This window comes from Mesorhizobium sp. M0870 (assembly GCF_040319775.1).
Lineage (GTDB): Bacteria > Pseudomonadota > Alphaproteobacteria > Rhizobiales > Rhizobiaceae > Mesorhizobium.
This window is the reverse complement of the sequence record NZ_JAMYOI010000016.1, coordinates 64,982-81,033: the sequence shown is the minus strand read 5'-3', so window position 1 is coordinate 81,033 and position 16,052 is coordinate 64,982. Positions and strand designations below refer to the sequence as shown.

Sequence of the window (16,052 nt, the reverse complement as noted above, 5' to 3'; positions counted from 1 at the left end):
TGCCTGCCTACTCAAATCAGAAGCGAATGTAGGGGGTCAACAGGCGAGAATCGATTGACCAGACGAAAATAGCATCCTTGCTGTCAGCTCTCATGGAAATGATTGTAGACCAGTTTCGCCACCTGCTCGGAAATACCGTCGACTTTCCTCAAATCCTCGATGGCGGCGCGGCTGACCGCCTTGGCGGTGCCGAAGGCCAACAACAAGGCGCGTTTGCGGCCTGGACCGATACCGCTGATCTCGTCGAGCGGGCTCTTGACCATCTCCTTCTTGCGGCGCGCCCGATGCGAACCGATCGCGAAACGATGGACCTCATCGCGCAGCCGCTGGACGAAATAGAGCACGGGATCGCGAACCGGCAGCGAAAACGAGTCCCTGCCTTTGACGAAGAACCGTTCGCGGCCGGCGTCGCGGTCCTGGCCCTTGGCGATGCCGATGGCAACCACGCGGTCCTCGATGCCGAGATCCGAAAGGATCTTGCGCACCGCGGTCATCTGGCCCTGGCCACCGTCAATCAGGATGACATCGGGCCAGGCCGGGAAGCTGCCGGAGATATCGTCCTCCATATCGTCTGCCGAACCATCAACTGCATCGCCAGCCGGGACATCGCCATGCTCCTTGAGCAACCGCGAAAACCGTCGCTCCATCACCTCGCGCATCATGCCGAAATCGTCACCAGGCGTGATCTCGGTCGAGCGGATGTTGAATTTCCGGTACTGATTCTTCACAAAACCTTCCGGCCCGGCGACGACCATGGCGCCAACGGCATTGGTGCCCATGATGTGCGAATTGTCGTAGACCTCGATGCGCACCGGCGGCTTCGGCAGGCCGAATGTCTCGGCGAAACCCGCAAGCAGGCGTCCCTGGGTGGAGGTTTCAGCCAGCCGGCGTCCGAGCGCCTCGCGGGCATTCTGCAGGGCGTTGTCGGTCAGGTCCTTCTTCTCGCCACGCTGCGGCACGGAGATCGCGACCTTGCGGCCGGCGCGGGTGGAGAGCGCCTCGGCCAATAGTTCCTGATCCTCGACGCCATGCGACAGAAGAATGTTCCGCGGCGTCGGCTTGTCGTCATAGAACTGCGCCAGGAACGAACCCAACACCTCGGCTGCTTCCAACGCCGGATCGGCCTTGGGGAAATAGGCGCGGTTGCCCCAGTTCTGGCCGGTGCGGAAGAAGAACACCTGGATGCAGACCTGGCCGCCTTCCTGATGGATGGCGAAGACATCGGCTTCGTCGACGGTAGCCGGATTGATGCCCTGGTGGCTCTGCACATGCGACAGGGCCGCAAGTCGATCGCGATAGATCGCGGCGCGCTCGAAATCGAGAGCTTCCGACGCCTGCTGCATGGCGGCCGAGATTTCCGTCTTCACCTTTTGGCTGCGGCCGGACAAGAAGTCCTTCGCCTCATTGACCAGTTCGGCATAGTCCTGGTGCGAAACCTCTCCGGTGCAGGGGCCGGCGCAGCGCTTGATCTGATAAAGCAGGCATGGCCGCGTGCGGTTCTCGTAGAACGAGTTGGTGCAACTCCTGAGCAGGAAGGCGCGCTGCAGGGAGTTGATGGTGCGGCCAACGGCACCGGCCGAGGCGAAGGGCCCGAAATAATCGCCTTTGCGCGAGCGCGCGCCGCGATGCTTGTAGATGCCGGGCGAGACATGGTCGCCGGTCAAGAGGATATAGGGAAACGACTTGTCGTCGCGCATCAGGACGTTGAAGCGCGGCCGCAAGCGCTTGATAAGGTTGGCTTCGAGCAGCAGCGCTTCGATCTCGGTGCGGGTGACGACGAACTCCATCGTCGACGTTTCGCGCACCATGCGGCCGATGCGGGTGGTGTGGAAGCGGCCTTGCGCGTAGTTGGTGACGCGCTTCTTCAGGCTGCGCGCCTTGCCGACATAGAGCACATCGCCGGCAGCGTTCATCATGCGGTAGACGCCGGGCGCGTTGGGCAGCCGCTTGACCAGCGTCTGGATCACCTCGGCGCCGATCATGCCTTCCGCGTCGCCGGCATGCGGCGTCCAGTCGATGGCGGTGAAGGCGACATCGGGACCGACGGTTTCAACGATCTCCTCGACTGCCTCGTCCTCGACGTCGATATCGGGGGGCAGATCGTCGGCGCCGCCGCGCGGCTTGCTTTTGTGGTCTACGGGACTCATTCCGTCATGCCTGTCACATCGGGCGTCTGCCACGCAAGATGCTGGCCGCCATCAAGCGCGATCATCTGGCCGGTGACCGAGCGCGCTTCCCAGAGATAGCGGATCGTGGCGCCGAATTCCGGCAAATCCGGGCCGCGCTTCAGGACCAAGCCATCGACTTGGGCTGCAAAATCGCTGTCATCCTGACGCGCGTTCTTCAGGGTCGGCCCCGGGCCGATGGCATTGACGCGGATGCTGGGGCCGAGCGCTTGCGCCATCATCTGCGTGGCCGTCCACAGCGTCGACTTGGACAGCGCATAGGAGAAGTAGCGCGGCGTCGGACGCCAGACGCGCTGGTCGATCATGTTGACGATCAGGCCCTCCTGCCCTGCCGGCAACGCCCGGGCGAAATTCTGCGCCAGGAGCGCGGGCGCTTTCACATGGACGGCAAAGTGCCGGTCCCAGGCCCGCCAGTCGAAATCCAGAACCGAATCGTCCTCGAACAGCGACGCATTGTTGACCAGCAACGGGATCGGTCCGAGCGCTGCTTGCGCCTGGCCGACGAGATCGTCGACGGCGTCCATATCGGTCAGGTCGGCGGCGACCACGGCGGCGCGGCCACCTCCGGCGATGATTTTGGCAGCCAACGCATCGGCCTCGATGCGCGAGCGGTTGCAATGGATGGCGACGGCAAAACCGTGCGCGGCGAGATCCTCGACGATCGCCCTGCCGATCCGCCTGGCCCCGCCCGTCACCAGCGCCGTGACAGTGGCTTTGCTCATATGGTGTCAATCCTCAATTTCGGCCCGAAAAAGCGGTGCCGGCGAAATATGGCCCGGCATGCGTTAAATGGTGTTCGCACCTTGGGCAGCATTGTGGCGAAACGGCCGTTTGGACATCCCGGCCCGCCCTGGACTCGGGCGCGCCCGACCGCAATATAGGGTGCTGGAGTCCTTGCACCAAGCGGTGTGCAGCGCAGCACGGGATGGTTCCTGCCATTTCGCTGTTGCGAAGATGCAACGTCAAGGTTCTGCCTCATTCGTGCCGGGGAATGACCCAAGTTCAGGTTCGCTTCAGCCGCATTTTGACACGACATTTGGAACCGACGAACGCCAGATCCGTTTCACCCCCCGGACGGGTAGATGGCGATCGTGAGAAACAAGCCTGTGTCCTGTGGCTTAAGGAGTAAAGAACAATGCAAGCCAATCTCAAATTCGCACGGCCGCTGGCCGTTGCGCTCGGCCTCTTCGCCCTCAGCGGAACCGCCTATGCTGCTGACGTGGTTTCGGAAGAGCCGCCGGCACCTGCGCCGATCGCTGAACTTCCGGTCGCTTCGTGGGCCGGCCCCTACGCCGGTCTCAACGTCGGCTATGGCTTCAGCGGCCGGACCAAGGAAAAGGATTTCGACGTTGAAACCGATACCAAGGGTTTCGTCGGCAGTGTCTTCGGCGGCTATCAGTGGCAGCAGGAGAACTTCGTCTACGGCGCTGAAGCCGAACTCGGCTACAACGGCGTCAAGGGCGACGACAACGGCATCGACTCCAAGGCCGGCTTTGAAGGTTCGCTGCGTGCCCGTCTCGGCTACGCGGTCAGCCCAGAAATCCTGCTCTATGGCACCGGCGGTCTCGCCGGCAGAAGCCTGAAGGTGGAAGACACCGTCCTTGGGGCCAGCGATCGCGCAACGATGCTCGGCTGGACCGCCGGTGTTGGCACCGACATCAAGTTGACCGACAATGTCTTCGGCCGCGTCGAGTACCGCTACACCGACTTCGGCAGCAAGAGCTTCGACGGCATCGGCAAGGTCAAGGCCACCGACAACCGCGTCACCTTCGGCGTCGGTATGAAGTTCTAAGTCGTTCAAGCCACGACACGAAAAAGCCGGGCCTCGCGCCCGGCTTTTTTTGTGTCTGAGTGATTTTCCCGGGTGATCGGGAAATCAATCCCGGGGCAATCGGCTATCAACCGGGAATGCAGGGCTTCAGCTCTGGAAACTTCTCGTCGAAGCGCGCAGCCCACCGTGTCAGCCGGGCGCGGCCCTTTTCCCATTTTCCGGCAAAGCGCAGCGAGAGATAGCCAAGGCAGGCGCGCAGCGCCATCTGGCCGGCGGTGATCTTCTTCGGCAGCTTCGGCGGGTTGGCGTTGAGCAGGTCGAGTGCCGCCGTGATCTTCGCCCACTGGCGATCGAGCCAAGGCTGATAGACCATCTCCTCGGGCCGCGTGCGCCGTTCATAGACCATCGACAGCGCGCAGTCGCAAATGCCGTCGGCCAATGCCTCCAGCACTTCCGCCTCGAGCCGCTTGTCGGGATTGCGTGGAAAAAGCGCGTTCTTCGACAAACGGTTGAGATGCTGGGTGATGGCGCGACTATCATGGATGGAGCGACCGTCGTCGAGCACCAGAACCGGGATCTTGCCGAGCGGGTTGGCGTCGACCAGTTCGGCCGGTTTGTCCTCGGTTTTGACCGCCACCGTTTCGATGTCGATGCCGGCATAGGCTGCGGCCATGCGCACTTTGGAACTGTAGGGAGAGGTGGACGCATAGAGCAGTCTGGGCATGATCGGTTTCCTGTTTTGCAGGCCGGCAGTGTTGACCGATCAGGCGCGATCGAGCAATGGCCAGAAGCGGAAAACCCAGCCGCCAGCGAGCGGCGCATCGGCCAGGGCCGTTTAGCGAGCGCTCCGTGAAGACGGCGCTTCATCACCATGGTCGCCGAGTTGCCGGAATCGCAGGGATCGCTCAGCCGACAGGCAAGACCGAAGAGCCTCGCGCCGATATTTCATCACCCGCATGAATGACACAAAAAAAGCCCCACCGGACTTCGCCCTATGGCGAAGTCCTGGGAGCTGCGAAAAGATATCCTCCGTCCGCCTCTGTTCTCGCCTTCCGACTGCCTAAACAGCGAGCGGGGCGCCTGTCAGGCACCCGCCCTTGACTGTTTTGGCACCGCCCCGGCGAGGGAAGACGCGACTACTTCTTGCCGGCCTTCGCGGGCGCTGCCTTCGGCTTGGCCGCAGGTGCCGCTTTCTTCACCGGTGCTGAAGATTTCGCTGCCGCTGCCTTCTTTGCCGGTGCAGCCTTCGCAGCCGGCTTCTTGGCAGGTGCAGCCTTGGCAGGTGCAGCCTTGGCAGCCGGTTTCTTTGCAGGCGCTGCCTTCTTCGCTGCGGGTTTCGCGGCGGCCTTCGCTGCAGGCTTCTTGGCTGGTGCCGCCTTCGCCGCCGGCTTTGCCGCTGCCTTGGCGGGTGCTGCCTTCTTCACTGCCGGTTTCGCAGCAGCTTTCGCTGCCGGCTTCTTGGCCGGTGCTGCTTTTGCCTTGGCCGCCGCGGCCTTCGGCTTGGCAGCGGGTGCTGCTTTCTTCACTGCAGCTGCGACCTTTGCCGTCGCTGCTTTTGCGGGTGCTTTCTTTGCCGGTGCCTTGGACGCCGGCGCTTTGGATGACTGCTTAGCCATGCGATGCCCCTTCCTTTGTGCCGACGGCCGTAATGACCCGGCGCGCTCATGCATATCTGACTCGCGGCTTGCTAGCCAGCGAAGCAATAGACTGATTTTCGCAGCTTAAATTTCGGTTACGATCGGCACATGGTCGTGCTGATCGTCGCAGAAATTCACTGCTGATCTTCGACCAATGGCTAGAATGTGTCGCCGACATTCTCCGCACTCCGCGGGACCGCTCCTCTCGTGAAGCTCCCAAGATCAGTGAACAGCTTTGCGTGTCGATCGTCGGCCGCCGATATCATGACCGCCGCCTCATCGGTGCGATCATCTCGTGCAGGCGGACGATCTATACTGCAACGCGACAGCCGGTCGATGCATCGTCTTGTCAAGCACGATCGCAGACCGGCTTGCTCGTGAATTGACAGATAACTCTACGTAACAGAGTATTCTGCACAGCATGGGGAGTACTTCGATGTCGATCGCACAGAGGCAAACGGCGCTGCCGCCGTTCCAGATTGCCAAGACGGTCCGCCACGGCGGCAGCATGGTTGTCCGTGGCCTCCGGCTTGGCTGCGCCGGAGCCAATCGATGAGTGCCGACGAAATCATCCACCAGAGCACTCGGCTCAGGATCATGGCCGCGCTGAGCATGCTGGAAAGACGTCAAACGCTGGACTTCACCGGGCTGAAGGCCATCGTGGACGTCACCGACGGCAATCTCGGCGCGCACCTCGATACGCTGGCCAGGGCCGGTTATGTCGACATCGAAAAGCTGTTCGTCGGCCGCCGGCCGCAGACGCGCGTCAGGGCGACGATGAGTGGACGGCGCGCGTTCCGCGGCCACGCCGCATTCCTGCGCAAGATCCTCGACCAGGCCGAGGCGGCGCCGCGCAGGAAATAGCGTGGTGACCGGGCAATCCTGCGCGATCCGCAGTTCCGTCACGGCTGATAGCCGAGGCAGATGGCGCCGAGCGCGACGATGGCGCAGGCGCCGACCCGCCGCGGCGTCAGCACCTCGCCGAGGAACAGGCGTCCGATGAAGGCCGCGAAGACGACGCTGGTTTCGCGGATCGCGGTGATCGGACCTGCTGGTCCGAGCGCGAAGGCCGCGACCACGACACCGTAGGCCAGAAGTGCAAACAGGCCCCCGCCCAGCGCCTTCCAGGTTTCCGGCGCCCGCAGGTCGACTATGAGCCGGCCACGGCAGGCGACGAAGGCCGCCGGCAGCAACGCGCCGTAGATCAGCAGGACCCATGCAGTGTAGGCGCCGGCGTTTCCCGCCGCCCGAACGCCGAGCGCATCGACCGTCGCATAGGCGGCGATGATCGCTCCCGTTGCCAATGCATAGAATATCGATGTCGTGGCGGCCCTGCCCCGTCCGAGTGAAAGGCCCATGATGCCGCCAGCGACCAGCGCGACGCCGACGGTCTGCGGCAGAGTGAGCTGCTGGTTGGCCAGGAAGAACCCGCCGAGCGTGACAAGCAGCGGCACGCTGCCGCGAACGATCGGATAGACCTGCCCCAGTTCGCCATATCTGTAGGCGGCCACGAGAAACAAGCTGTAGCCAACCTGCAGGCAGGCCGAGAGCACGATATAGGACCAGGCCGGCGCGGCCGGAAGGTCGTGGAAGAAGGCGAAGGGGATGGCGAGCGCCGTGCTTGAAAAGCTCATGACGGTGACGGTCCACAGCCTGTCGGCCCCCGTGCGCAGGAACGCGTTCCAGCTTGCGTGCAGGATCGCCGCAAACAATGCGAGCCCGATGACCAGCGGGCTCATTGCGGCCTGCGCGAAGCAGCGACGATGCCCATGGCCGCCTTGCGGGCGTCGCGAATGGCGGCGTCGGCCTGCCCCATCTGCGCCAGCAAGGTCGCACCTTCGATCAGCATAAGCAGCGTCGCCGCCACGCTCTCGGCGCGGCCGCGCGGCATCATATCTTCGAGGATAGACCGCATGCGCCGCTTGAGGCCGTTCTTCTGCCTGACAACGGCCTTGAAAACCGGATGCCCGGGATCGCCGAACTCGGCCAGCGCATGTGCGAACAGACAGCCATGGAAATCCGGGCTGCGGAACCAGCGCCCATGCCAGTCGAAGATTCTTCCGATTTTCTGCTCCGGCGGAACGTCCTCTTGGGTGAGCCGGGCGAGTTGGCGGTCGAAACGCATAGCGCGATAGTCGAGCACCTCGACGATCAGTTCATCCTTGCTGGGAAAGTGGCGATACATCGTCATCTTGGCCACATCCGCTTCGGCGATAATCCGGTCGATACCCGTGGCATGGAAGCCGGCGCGCTTGAACAGCACGTAGGCCGTTTCAACGACGTGCTGGCGCTTGCCGGAAGCGGACGATGGCGTCATGGAGGCTACCTAGTAGTGAGACAGGTCTGTCTCATACCTATGCGACGGATCGCACCTGCTGTCAACGCGGCACGAAAAACGCCTGCAGCCATCAAGCCACAGGCGCGAAAGAGATTGGAAGGGGAGACCGGGTTTAGCGCAGAATGCGGCAGCGGCCGTTGTAGACCATCCAGCGGTCAAAGCCCGAGACGCAAAATTCGACATTGTCGCCGATCGAGGCAAAGCCCTGGCCTTCCTCGATCAGGTACCAGATGGTGCGATCGCGGCCGTCGGACAGACTGACGGTGGCGCCGCAATAACGGCGACCGATCGGCCAGGTATCGTTGGCCGCCAGATAGCGATGCTGGTGGATGCGCCGGAAATCGGTGATCTGCACGTCAGGCAGATGCGGCACGTGATGCACCTGATAGGAAAAGCGGCTGGTGATCTTGTTCAGTACCCAGGGCTGACCGCAGACTCCGCTGTCTTCATCGGAATAGACCGTAAGATCGGCGGCCTGCACAGTCTGGGTGATACCGAGAGGCGCGGCAAGCGGGGTGCAGAGCGAAATCAGGGCGGCAAGGGCAGATTTGGCGAAGCGAGTCATGGCAGCCTCTCAAGGTCGATTGCGCGCACTGTGCGGATTCGCTCGGCGGCGGTCAAGCGGTTGCGTTGACAATGGTTTCCCAGTTTGAAACCGCTTTTTGACCAAAGCCGAGTTTGCACGCACCGGAATGGCTCTGGCACGTTCATATCCAGACCCAAGAGAGCACGGTCCCTGGGTCATCGATGAGCCCGCCTCAAGCCTGCTCGCCGGCCAGCCATTCCAACGACCAGTGCGCCGGCCGCCCCACCGCAAGCAGCCCGTGCAGGGCCGGCAGCAGCATCCGCAGCTCGCCCTCCAGCGTGAACGGCGGGTTGACCACCAGCAGACCGCTGCCGTCGAGGCTGGGTTCCGAAGAGGCCGGCCTGATCTCGAATTCGATGTCGAGCAGCTTCGGAATGCCGGATTGCTTCAGCGCCTTGCGGAAGGCGATGATCGCCTTGCGGTCCTTGATCGGATACCAGAGCGCGTAGATGCCGCCGGGCCACCGCTTGTGCGCCCTTATGAGCCCGTCGACGAGGCGTTCGAACTCACCCGCTTCCTCGAATGGCGGATCGATGAGGACAAGGCCGCGCTTTTCCTTCGGCGGCAGATGGGCGCCGAGCGCCAGCCAGCCATCGAGCTCGGTGATCCGGGCCTGGAAATCGCCGGCAAAGAACGTCCTCAGCCTCGCGGCATCCTTGGGGTGCAGCTCGATCGCCGTCAGCCGATCCTGCTTGCGCATGAGATGGCGCGCAATCAACGGCGAGCCCGGGTACTTCTGGATGCCACCCTCGGTGTTGAGCGACCGTATTGTCTCCAGATAAGGCGCGAGCAGCACCGCCACCGGCGCGGCAAACGAGGCATCGATCAGCCTGCCGATGCCGCCTTGCCATTCACCCGTCTTCTGCGCCTCGACGGACGACAGGTCGTAGCGGCCAATGCCGGCATGGGTGTCGACGACCCGAAACGCCTTGTCCTTCTGCTTCAGATACTCGAGCAAGCGTGTCAGCACGACATGCTTGACGACGTCAGCGAAATTTCCGGCATGATAGGCGTGGCGGTAGTTCATGGTTTTGTGCCGTTATGCATGTCGTTGTCCCAAAACCGCTGCACACTTTTGGGCGACATGCATCAGCCCCTGCCCCAGCGCGGCGGTGGCGGCTGCGAGTTCGGATTTTCCGGCCGGCCGCCACGAGTGCGCAAGGTCAGCAAAAATCCGATCAGGCCGATCGCCATCAGCGCGAAGCCGACCGGCCGTGCACGGCTGTCGATCTCCCCGGCGCCGGAGCGCAGGATGAGGTCGACCGCCCGCATCGGTATGTCGTCGGCATCACCAGGTCCAACGGTGAAGGTATAGGGGCCTGGGCTGACGGTCGCGATCACGCCGGCCTCGTCGCGAAAGATCTTGTCGGGCAGTTGCGGGCTAGCCTGGCGAGGATTGTCGGAATGGTTGAACTGCAGCGTCGAGGCGAGCACCGTGCGGCCATTGCTTGCAGCGGTCAGCGTCAGCACGGTGCGCTGCTGCGAGACGATGCGCTCGGCTCTTGCGGTCAGGTCGACCAGCACCCGCACCGGCGCATCGCGGCCGGAGAGCGGCACCGTCAGCGGCTTGAAGCGGCCCTGCTCATAGACCCGCCAGGTGCCGATCTCATGGCCGGAGAAGTTGCTCATCGCCCAGGGATAGACGACACCGATGCCGGCGCCGGCGAGCAGGATCAGGACAAACAGAAAGCGCATTCACATCACCACATTCCATCGTGACCTTGCCAATAGCGCCCCGACGATCAAAAGGCGATGGCCAGCCGAGTCGCCACCCCAGGCGATCGAGCCAGACGTGCGCAAGCAACAACCTGGTGGCGGCGTGGCCGCGCAACAATGCGGGTTCTACCTATGCGCTTAAAATTCGTTGCCGAAATGACCGCTCCTCCACTATTGAATGAAGGCGCGCATGCGCTTTTCGGCGGAATGGGCCATCGGCGCGCCTTGCGAACCAGAGGCCTTAATGCGCAAAGATCATGAACAGCGGCACCAAAAGAAGATAAAGTCAAAATTCGTCCCTGTGAATGAATTTGCTTACAAAGCTTTAGCCCTTGCCCTTCTTCCCACTATAGCCAGCTGCGGCGTGCCTACGATAGGTCAAGCCCTATGGTATGAATATTCGCGCCCTGGAATTTATATTTGCACTCCGAGCGGTTTCGGGCAGCAATCTCGTTGCTATCTGAAATTTTCCCGTCGCTCGGATCGTTGAATTTCACCTTTCGGCTGGATACATCCCGACCTCCCCCTGAATCGCGCAACCCTCATTTCATGGCGATCGCTGATTCGACATAGCGAACAGCTTGTGGCGCCGACTGCCAGCGGCCGGCCCAATACCCTGATTCAAAATGAGGAACTGCCCTGGACATCTCCTGGTTCAGCTTCGAGGCCGATGCCGGCCCGTGATTAACCATTCGCAAACAGATATGGTTAAGAAATATCTAATTTAGTTGACTATGATTTCCACAGGTATATTTTCGATGTGTTGGGATGTGCAATTTGGGCGAGCAATCGACGATGGTGACACCGGGCGTGTGATCGCGATTTCGGGGCGCAGAGAATGCTGAGCGGCAGCACGGAGGTTGTGTAGTCGCACCAGCTTCGCGAAAGCCAAAGAACAATTGACGCACATCAGTGATGGCGGTTCCGCAGATGCGGAGGTTTGCCACGTTCTGAGGAACGTGGCCGGGCGATGCTTTGTCCCGGCCCGGCGGTAGCGTGTGCGGTGCGTATGAGGAAACCATGAGTAAGCTTGTCAAGGTTCTGAAACTGGAATCCGGCAGCCAAAGGGGCGCCAACCAAAGCCGACGACGCGCCCTTGTCGCCGGAGGAGCGGGATTTTTAGGATCGCATCTGTGCGAACGTCTTTTGCGGGACGGATACGACGTTGTCGCGCTGGACAATTTCCACACCGGCAAAAGATACAATCTCAATACCCTCCTGCATAATCCGCGCTTCAGCTGCATCGAGCACGACATCGTCGATGCATTGCCTTCGGATCTTCAATGCGACGAGATCTACAATCTCGCCTGCCCCGCCTCTCCGCCGCACTATCAGGCAGACCCGATCCACACCTTCAAGACAAGCGTACTTGGATCGCTGAACCTTCTGGAACTCGCGCGACAGAACAAGGCCAAGATATTCCAGGCCTCTACGTCCGAAGTCTATGGCGATCCCTTCGTGCATCCACAGCCCGAGAGCTACTTCGGCAACGTCAACACGCACGGACCGCGCTCCTGCTACGATGAAGGCAAGCGCTCGGCCGAAACCCTGTTCTTCGATTATTCGAGAACCTATGGCCTCGATATCCGTGTCGCTCGCATTTTCAACACCTACGGTCGCCGCATGCAGCCCGACGATGGGCGTGTGGTTTCGAACTTCATCGTTCAGGCGCTGCGCGGCGAGGACCTGACCGTCTATGGCAGCGGCCAGCAGACACGCTCCTTCTGCTATGCCGACGACCTGATCGAGGGCTTTATCCGGCTGATGAACGCACCGATTGCGCCCGCCCACCCGGTCAATCTCGGCAACCCTGCCGAATTCACCATCATGGAACTGGCGACGCTGGTCGTCGATTACACCAACGCCCGGTCGAAGATCGTGCATCGGCCGCTGCCCGTCGACGATCCCAGGCAGCGCAAGCCGGACATCTCCTTTGCCAAGGCCAATCTCGGCTGGGAGCCGAAAATCAGCTTGAGCCAGGGGCTCGCGCGTACCGTCGAGTATTTTGATGCCCTGCTTTACGGAAGTCACATCGCCAGGGGAGCTGCCGCTTCATGAGCCGGCCGGCAGTCCTGGTGACGGGTGGAGCCGGTTTCATCGGCAGTCACACCTGCAAGCAGCTGGCCGCCGCCGGCTACATGCCGGTGGTTTTCGACAATCTGAGCCGCGGCAATGAGAGATCCGTCGGCTGGGGTCCGCTTGTCGTCGGCGATATCCGGGATCAGGATGCACTGCGGCGGGCTATGGAAACGTACCGGCCGACGGCCGTGATCCATTTTGCGGCGCTGGCCTATGTCGGAGAGTCCGTTCGCGAGCCGGCCGAATATTATTCGACCAATGTGACAGGCACCATCGCGGTGCTCGATGCCGCACGCGCGAGTTCGATCGAAAACATCATCTTCTCCAGCAGTTGTGCGACCTACGGCGTGCCGGAAGCGTTGCCCGTTCGCGAGACCTCCTCGCAAAATCCGATCAGCCCCTACGGGCGCTCCAAGCTGATGGGTGAACAGATCATCGGCGACTATGCATCCGCGTATGGAATGAAATTTGCGATCCTGCGCTATTTCAACGCTTGTGGCGCCGATCCCGACGGCGAGCTCGGTGAGTGGCATTCGCCGGAAACCCATCTGGTTCCCAGAGTGCTCATGGCCGCATCGGGCATCATCGACGCGATCGAGGTTTTCGGCACCGACTACGACACGTCGGACGGCACCTGCGTAAGGGATTATATCCACGTCACCGATCTGGCCCGCGCTCACCTGAAAGCGCTCATCTATCTCGAGGGTGGCGGGCGAAGTCTTGCGGTCAATCTCGGCACCGGGCGGGGCATCTCCATCAAGGAGATCGTCAAGGCGGTCGGCCGAATGACGTCGAGGCCGGTTCCGGCAGTGCTCAGGAGCCGACGCCCTGGGGATCCGGCGGAGCTCTACGCCGATCCGGGAAGCGCACGCGAACATCTTGGCTTTGTGCCGGAGCTTTCAGACATCGACACCATTGTCAGGACGGCCGCTCCCTTTTTCGGACTGAAGACCAAGCCAATGAAACTGCCGCCAGCCAGGGTGGCAGCGTCGGTCGTCGCTCGACGAGTCAGAGATAGCGGGGGTGACAGCTCGCGCGCTGGCCAAATCCGCTAGGGCTGCAGATATAAGGCGAGCCGCCCGAGAACGTGCTGCCATCGCCCGGATTGAACGAGATTTTCACCGGCGCCGGCGTGCTGGCTTTGATCCGTTGCGGTGGTGCAAAGGCGTAGGCACTTTCAGTTGCTATTGTGCTTGTCATCTGGATCGGATGGTCGGCACGGAGCGAGCGCACGAGAAATGTGGCCTGCACGGGCTGGACCGCGGGCTGACTGCGGACCGGGTGGACTATGGGCCTGATAAGGACCGAACCGGTTTCAGTTGCGTCCATACCTTGACAACCTGCAACCATAGAGCTCAACGCTACGGCCGCGGCAATAGATACGACATTTTTGCTTGAGCAAAATACGCTCGCGGAATTTCTCATCCTCTGTCCCTTGCTATCAAGTATAAGCCAAGGGCGCGTTGCGACATACTATACTTGGGCCGCTTTCACGCCGCATGAGTGACCACTCGCACATCACACGCTATATTAGATATCACTAATTATTAAATTTCATCAAAACCGTATGGCAGGCCATCGTCTCGTCGTCTGGCTGATGCAATTGAATGCGACTAGATGCGATCGGCGCGCCGACCGCGCCTGCCGAGCCGCTTAAGGCTTAACCATAGGCGATTCGCGGGTTCCGCGACAGGCGCACGGCAAGAACAGCCAGGCCACTGGCTCAGCGTGGCTGGAAGCATGGCCTACTTCTTGGCATCGACCAGCTTGCGGGTCTCTTCGAACTGCGCGCCCTTGGTGTCGCCTGCTTCGAATTTCTTGTATTCGTCGGAAGGATCCTCGGGAGATCGCTTGAAACCGTACCATTCCCCGTCCGGATCCTTGCGTTGCTCGATGTTCCGGCCCTGAATGCGATGGCTGTAGCAGGTGCGGTGCGGCTCGCCGGTGTAGCTCTTCGATCGCCAGGCGAGCTCCATGCACATCTTGCCGTCCTTGGTCACCAGCCATCTGCCCTCCGCGACGGTTGCCGTGCCCTGCCCGGACGTCCAGGCCCTGAGGTGTCGATTGTCCCGCGCGAAATAAGCTGCTCCGTCCTTCCATATCCATGTGCGGCCGGCATACAGAAGCTGTAGTTCGTAAGCAGTCGGAACAGCGGCGGTACCGGCTTCCGCCGTGCTTTTGTCGTTGGCGGCGGCCGCGTGCGCCGCTCCCGAAACAGCCACCTGACCGCAAAGAGCTAGGAGCAGCACAAGTTGCTTGAGACTTGCACACCGCCGAGGCCCCTTGCGATGCCGACGGCCGACATCAAGCGGCAGCGATCTGATCAAAGCTGTCGGCATAGTTGGCACTCGCATGTCTATTCGGTCCAAGGCGGCTGCGTCAGCACTTTGACGGCCACGCGAACCATTTAACAGTCGTGAGAAAGGCGGTGTCAACCGCCGCAAAGCATGCGGGCAACAACTATTCGCGACACGCGCATTGTCCATCAAGACGGCAACATCGCGATTGCGCATCGGGCTTATGGATCCGGACAGCCGGCCGACCTAATCAGCAGCCATCGATGAAACCGAGGCCATAGTCGGGTCGGAAAGCAGGCCGATGCCGGAGGTTCAGCGGCCGCCTGAAGTTGCGCGGATGCGCGCTCGCAAGCCAGGCAATGCGATCGATCGGAAAGGCTTGGGCCGCTACCAATGCTGCGGATTTTGAGATACAGCACGCCGCGGCCGACGGAATCCGATAGCGCAAGCCTGCGCAGGAATTGTTGAATTGTTGAAACGAGCTGCCTCAATAATCGTGAGCCTGGCCCTGCTGGCGTGGGTCGTCAGCGACTCGCGCTGGAAGATGGTGGGCGATGCTTTCGCGAGCATCACGCCCGGCGCTTTCGCGGCGGTGGCGCTTGCGCTGTTCGTCACCTACGTGCTGCGCGCGCTGCGCGTCTGCGACGAGTTCCGCGACGAGGTGCATGGCCGTTTCGGTGCCTGCCTGCGGATCACCCTGATCCACAATGCAATGATCAACGTCGTGCCCTTTCGCGGCGGCGAGACGGCCTTTCCCCTGCTCCTGCGCCAGGTCTTCGGCATACCGATCATGCGCGCCAGCGCCTCGCTTCTGTGGTTCAGACTGCAGGATGCCTTCGTCGTCGGCGTGCTGGCCCTGGTGGTGTGGCCGGGCCTGCATCCGGCGACAAGGATCGCGGGCGTGGCGGCGGTGGTCGCTGCCGCCTGGTATCTGCCGCGCTGGGCGCGGGCGCCGCATGACTGGGCAGGCCGCGGCAAGATCGTGGCGAAACTCGGCAGGCTGCGCGATGTCTTCACCGAGGCGACCGGCCGATCGCGCTATGGCTGGTGGTGGACGATCGCCAATTGGTCGCTGAAGCTCACCGTACAGGGATGGTTGCTGGCAATGCTGCTGGGGACATCCTTTTCGACCGCCTTTCCAGGCGTCGTCGGGGCCGAAGGCGCCGCCATACTGCCGGTGCAAGGCGTTGCCGGCTTCGGCACCTACGAGGCGGGTGCAGCGGCGGCGCTGCTCACCTCCGGCATTGCCATGAAGAGCGGCCTTCAGGCAGCGCTGGCACTGCATCTGTTCATCTTCTGCTCGGCAATCGCCACGGGTGCGATCGCCTGGCTGTTTCCCTCGAAATCGACGCTGCCGGGGAACCCGGCCGTCGGCCCTGCAAGGAAACCATCCCTATGAGCGTATTGCCCATCCCTGCTTCGGGACTGCCTGACGGCACGGT

15 protein-coding genes are annotated in these 16,052 nt (G+C 61.9%); 5 read left to right on the top strand and 10 right to left on the bottom strand.

The genetic code is table 11. From position 1 onward, the window contains the following. Positions 1-83: 83 nt before the first annotated feature. Together uvrC and NKH97_RS20050 are read right to left on the bottom strand one after the other, a co-directional pair. Positions 84-2,147: an excinuclease ABC subunit UvrC gene (gene uvrC / locus NKH97_RS20055; protein ID WP_023812628.1), complete on the bottom strand. Its 2,064-nt coding sequence runs from the start codon at positions 2,145-2,147 to the stop codon at positions 84-86. Next, complete coding sequence (locus NKH97_RS20050) at positions 2,144-2,908, bottom strand: SDR family oxidoreductase (protein ID WP_352442191.1); 765 nt, start codon at positions 2,906-2,908, stop codon at positions 2,144-2,146. The genes uvrC and NKH97_RS20050 overlap by 4 nt, the downstream gene beginning before the upstream one ends. Before the next feature lie 413 nt (positions 2,909-3,321). Here NKH97_RS20050 and NKH97_RS20045 point away from each other — a divergent pair, with 413 nt between their 5' ends. Then, the gene (locus tag NKH97_RS20045) at positions 3,322-3,978 is read left to right on the top strand and encodes an outer membrane protein (protein ID WP_023812630.1); all 657 of its coding nucleotides are present in this window, start codon (positions 3,322-3,324) and stop codon (positions 3,976-3,978) included. A 106-nt stretch (positions 3,979-4,084) separates the two neighbouring features. Here the strand turns inward: NKH97_RS20045 and NKH97_RS20040 are convergent, their stop codons facing one another. Then, positions 4,085-4,681, bottom strand: a complete 597-nt coding sequence (locus NKH97_RS20040) for a glutathione S-transferase family protein (RefSeq protein ID WP_031213750.1) — start codon at positions 4,679-4,681, stop codon at positions 4,085-4,087. A gap of 412 nt (positions 4,682-5,093) precedes the next feature. Beyond that, positions 5,094-5,573: a histone gene (locus tag NKH97_RS20035; protein WP_081734982.1), complete on the bottom strand. Its 480-nt coding sequence runs from the start codon at positions 5,571-5,573 to the stop codon at positions 5,094-5,096. A gap of 573 nt (positions 5,574-6,146) precedes the next feature. Here NKH97_RS20035 and NKH97_RS20030 point away from each other — a divergent pair. Then, positions 6,147-6,458 carry a transcriptional regulator gene (locus NKH97_RS20030; RefSeq protein WP_023813791.1) on the top strand — a complete coding sequence of 104 codons (312 nt, stop codon included), beginning with the start codon at positions 6,147-6,149 and terminating at the stop codon, positions 6,456-6,458. Positions 6,459-6,496: 38 nt separating this feature from the next. Here NKH97_RS20030 and NKH97_RS20025 read toward each other — a convergent pair whose 3' ends face one another. The 5 genes from NKH97_RS20025 to NKH97_RS20005 all read right to left on the bottom strand — a co-directional run bounded on the left by NKH97_RS20025 (position 6,497) and on the right by NKH97_RS20005 (position 10,213). Next, positions 6,497-7,333, bottom strand: coding sequence for an EamA family transporter (locus NKH97_RS20025; RefSeq protein ID WP_023813790.1), 837 nt, complete (start codon positions 7,331-7,333; stop codon positions 6,497-6,499). After that, complete coding sequence (locus NKH97_RS20020; protein WP_352442190.1) at positions 7,330-7,911, bottom strand: TetR/AcrR family transcriptional regulator; 582 nt, start codon at positions 7,909-7,911, stop codon at positions 7,330-7,332. Before NKH97_RS20020 ends, NKH97_RS20025 begins: the two co-directional genes overlap by 4 nt. A gap of 133 nt (positions 7,912-8,044) precedes the next feature. Beyond that, positions 8,045-8,497: a hypothetical protein gene (locus NKH97_RS20015; RefSeq protein ID WP_023813788.1), complete on the bottom strand. Its 453-nt coding sequence runs from the start codon at positions 8,495-8,497 to the stop codon at positions 8,045-8,047. A 193-nt stretch (positions 8,498-8,690) separates the two neighbouring features. Then, positions 8,691-9,545, bottom strand: coding sequence for a 23S rRNA (adenine(2030)-N(6))-methyltransferase RlmJ (locus NKH97_RS20010; RefSeq protein WP_352798578.1), 855 nt, complete (start codon positions 9,543-9,545; stop codon positions 8,691-8,693). A gap of 62 nt (positions 9,546-9,607) precedes the next feature. Next, positions 9,608-10,213 (bottom strand): hypothetical protein, encoded by a 606-nt coding sequence (locus NKH97_RS20005; protein ID WP_127289220.1) that lies wholly within the window; start codon positions 10,211-10,213, stop codon positions 9,608-9,610. 1,041 nt (positions 10,214-11,254) lie between these two features. Between NKH97_RS20005 and NKH97_RS20000 the strand changes: the two genes are divergently transcribed. Both NKH97_RS20000 and galE read left to right on the top strand, forming a co-directional pair. After that, a complete protein-coding gene (locus tag NKH97_RS20000; protein ID WP_352798576.1) occupies positions 11,255-12,292 on the top strand; it encodes a UDP-glucuronic acid decarboxylase family protein in 1,038 nt (345 codons plus the stop codon). Continuing rightward, a complete protein-coding gene (gene galE, locus NKH97_RS19995) occupies positions 12,289-13,368 on the top strand; it encodes a UDP-glucose 4-epimerase GalE (protein ID WP_352442187.1) in 1,080 nt (359 codons plus the stop codon). The genes NKH97_RS20000 and galE overlap by 4 nt, the downstream gene beginning before the upstream one ends. A gap of 690 nt (positions 13,369-14,058) precedes the next feature. Here the strand turns inward: galE and NKH97_RS19990 are convergent. Further along, positions 14,059-14,535, bottom strand: coding sequence for a DUF995 domain-containing protein (locus NKH97_RS19990; RefSeq protein ID WP_352442186.1), 477 nt, complete (start codon positions 14,533-14,535; stop codon positions 14,059-14,061). A gap of 544 nt (positions 14,536-15,079) precedes the next feature. Between NKH97_RS19990 and NKH97_RS19985 the strand changes: the two genes are divergently transcribed. Beyond that, positions 15,080-16,009 carry a lysylphosphatidylglycerol synthase domain-containing protein gene (locus NKH97_RS19985; RefSeq protein ID WP_502897084.1) on the top strand — a complete coding sequence of 310 codons (930 nt, stop codon included), beginning with the start codon at positions 15,080-15,082 and terminating at the stop codon, positions 16,007-16,009. The last annotated feature ends 43 nt before the right edge of the window (positions 16,010-16,052 follow it).

What these genes read in the sequence shown, in the direction of transcription:
- galE (WP_352442187.1), top strand. Translation starts at nt 12,289, where the DNA reads ATGAGCCGGCCGGCAGTCCTGGTGACGGGTGGAGCCGGTTTCATCGGC.
- NKH97_RS20005 (WP_127289220.1), bottom strand. Translation starts at nt 10,213, where the DNA reads ATGCGCTTTCTGTTTGTCCTGATCCTGCTCGCCGGCGCCGGCATCGGT.
- NKH97_RS20000 (WP_352798576.1), top strand. Translation starts at nt 11,255, where the DNA reads ATGAGTAAGCTTGTCAAGGTTCTGAAACTGGAATCCGGCAGCCAAAGG.
- NKH97_RS20025 (WP_023813790.1), bottom strand. Translation starts at nt 7,333, where the DNA reads ATGAGCCCGCTGGTCATCGGGCTCGCATTGTTTGCGGCGATCCTGCAC.
- uvrC (WP_023812628.1), bottom strand. Translation starts at nt 2,147, where the DNA reads ATGAGTCCCGTAGACCACAAAAGCAAGCCGCGCGGCGGCGCCGACGAT.
- NKH97_RS20045 (WP_023812630.1), top strand. Translation starts at nt 3,322, where the DNA reads ATGCAAGCCAATCTCAAATTCGCACGGCCGCTGGCCGTTGCGCTCGGC.
- NKH97_RS20040 (WP_031213750.1), bottom strand. Translation starts at nt 4,681, where the DNA reads ATGCCCAGACTGCTCTATGCGTCCACCTCTCCCTACAGTTCCAAAGTG.
- NKH97_RS20030 (WP_023813791.1), top strand. Translation starts at nt 6,147, where the DNA reads ATGAGTGCCGACGAAATCATCCACCAGAGCACTCGGCTCAGGATCATG.
- NKH97_RS20035 (WP_081734982.1), bottom strand. Translation starts at nt 5,573, where the DNA reads ATGGCTAAGCAGTCATCCAAAGCGCCGGCGTCCAAGGCACCGGCAAAG.
- NKH97_RS20050 (WP_352442191.1), bottom strand. Translation starts at nt 2,908, where the DNA reads ATGAGCAAAGCCACTGTCACGGCGCTGGTGACGGGCGGGGCCAGGCGG.
- NKH97_RS20020 (WP_352442190.1), bottom strand. Translation starts at nt 7,911, where the DNA reads ATGACGCCATCGTCCGCTTCCGGCAAGCGCCAGCACGTCGTTGAAACG.
- NKH97_RS20010 (WP_352798578.1), bottom strand. Translation starts at nt 9,545, where the DNA reads ATGAACTACCGCCACGCCTATCATGCCGGAAATTTCGCTGACGTCGTC.
- NKH97_RS20015 (WP_023813788.1), bottom strand. Translation starts at nt 8,497, where the DNA reads ATGACTCGCTTCGCCAAATCTGCCCTTGCCGCCCTGATTTCGCTCTGC.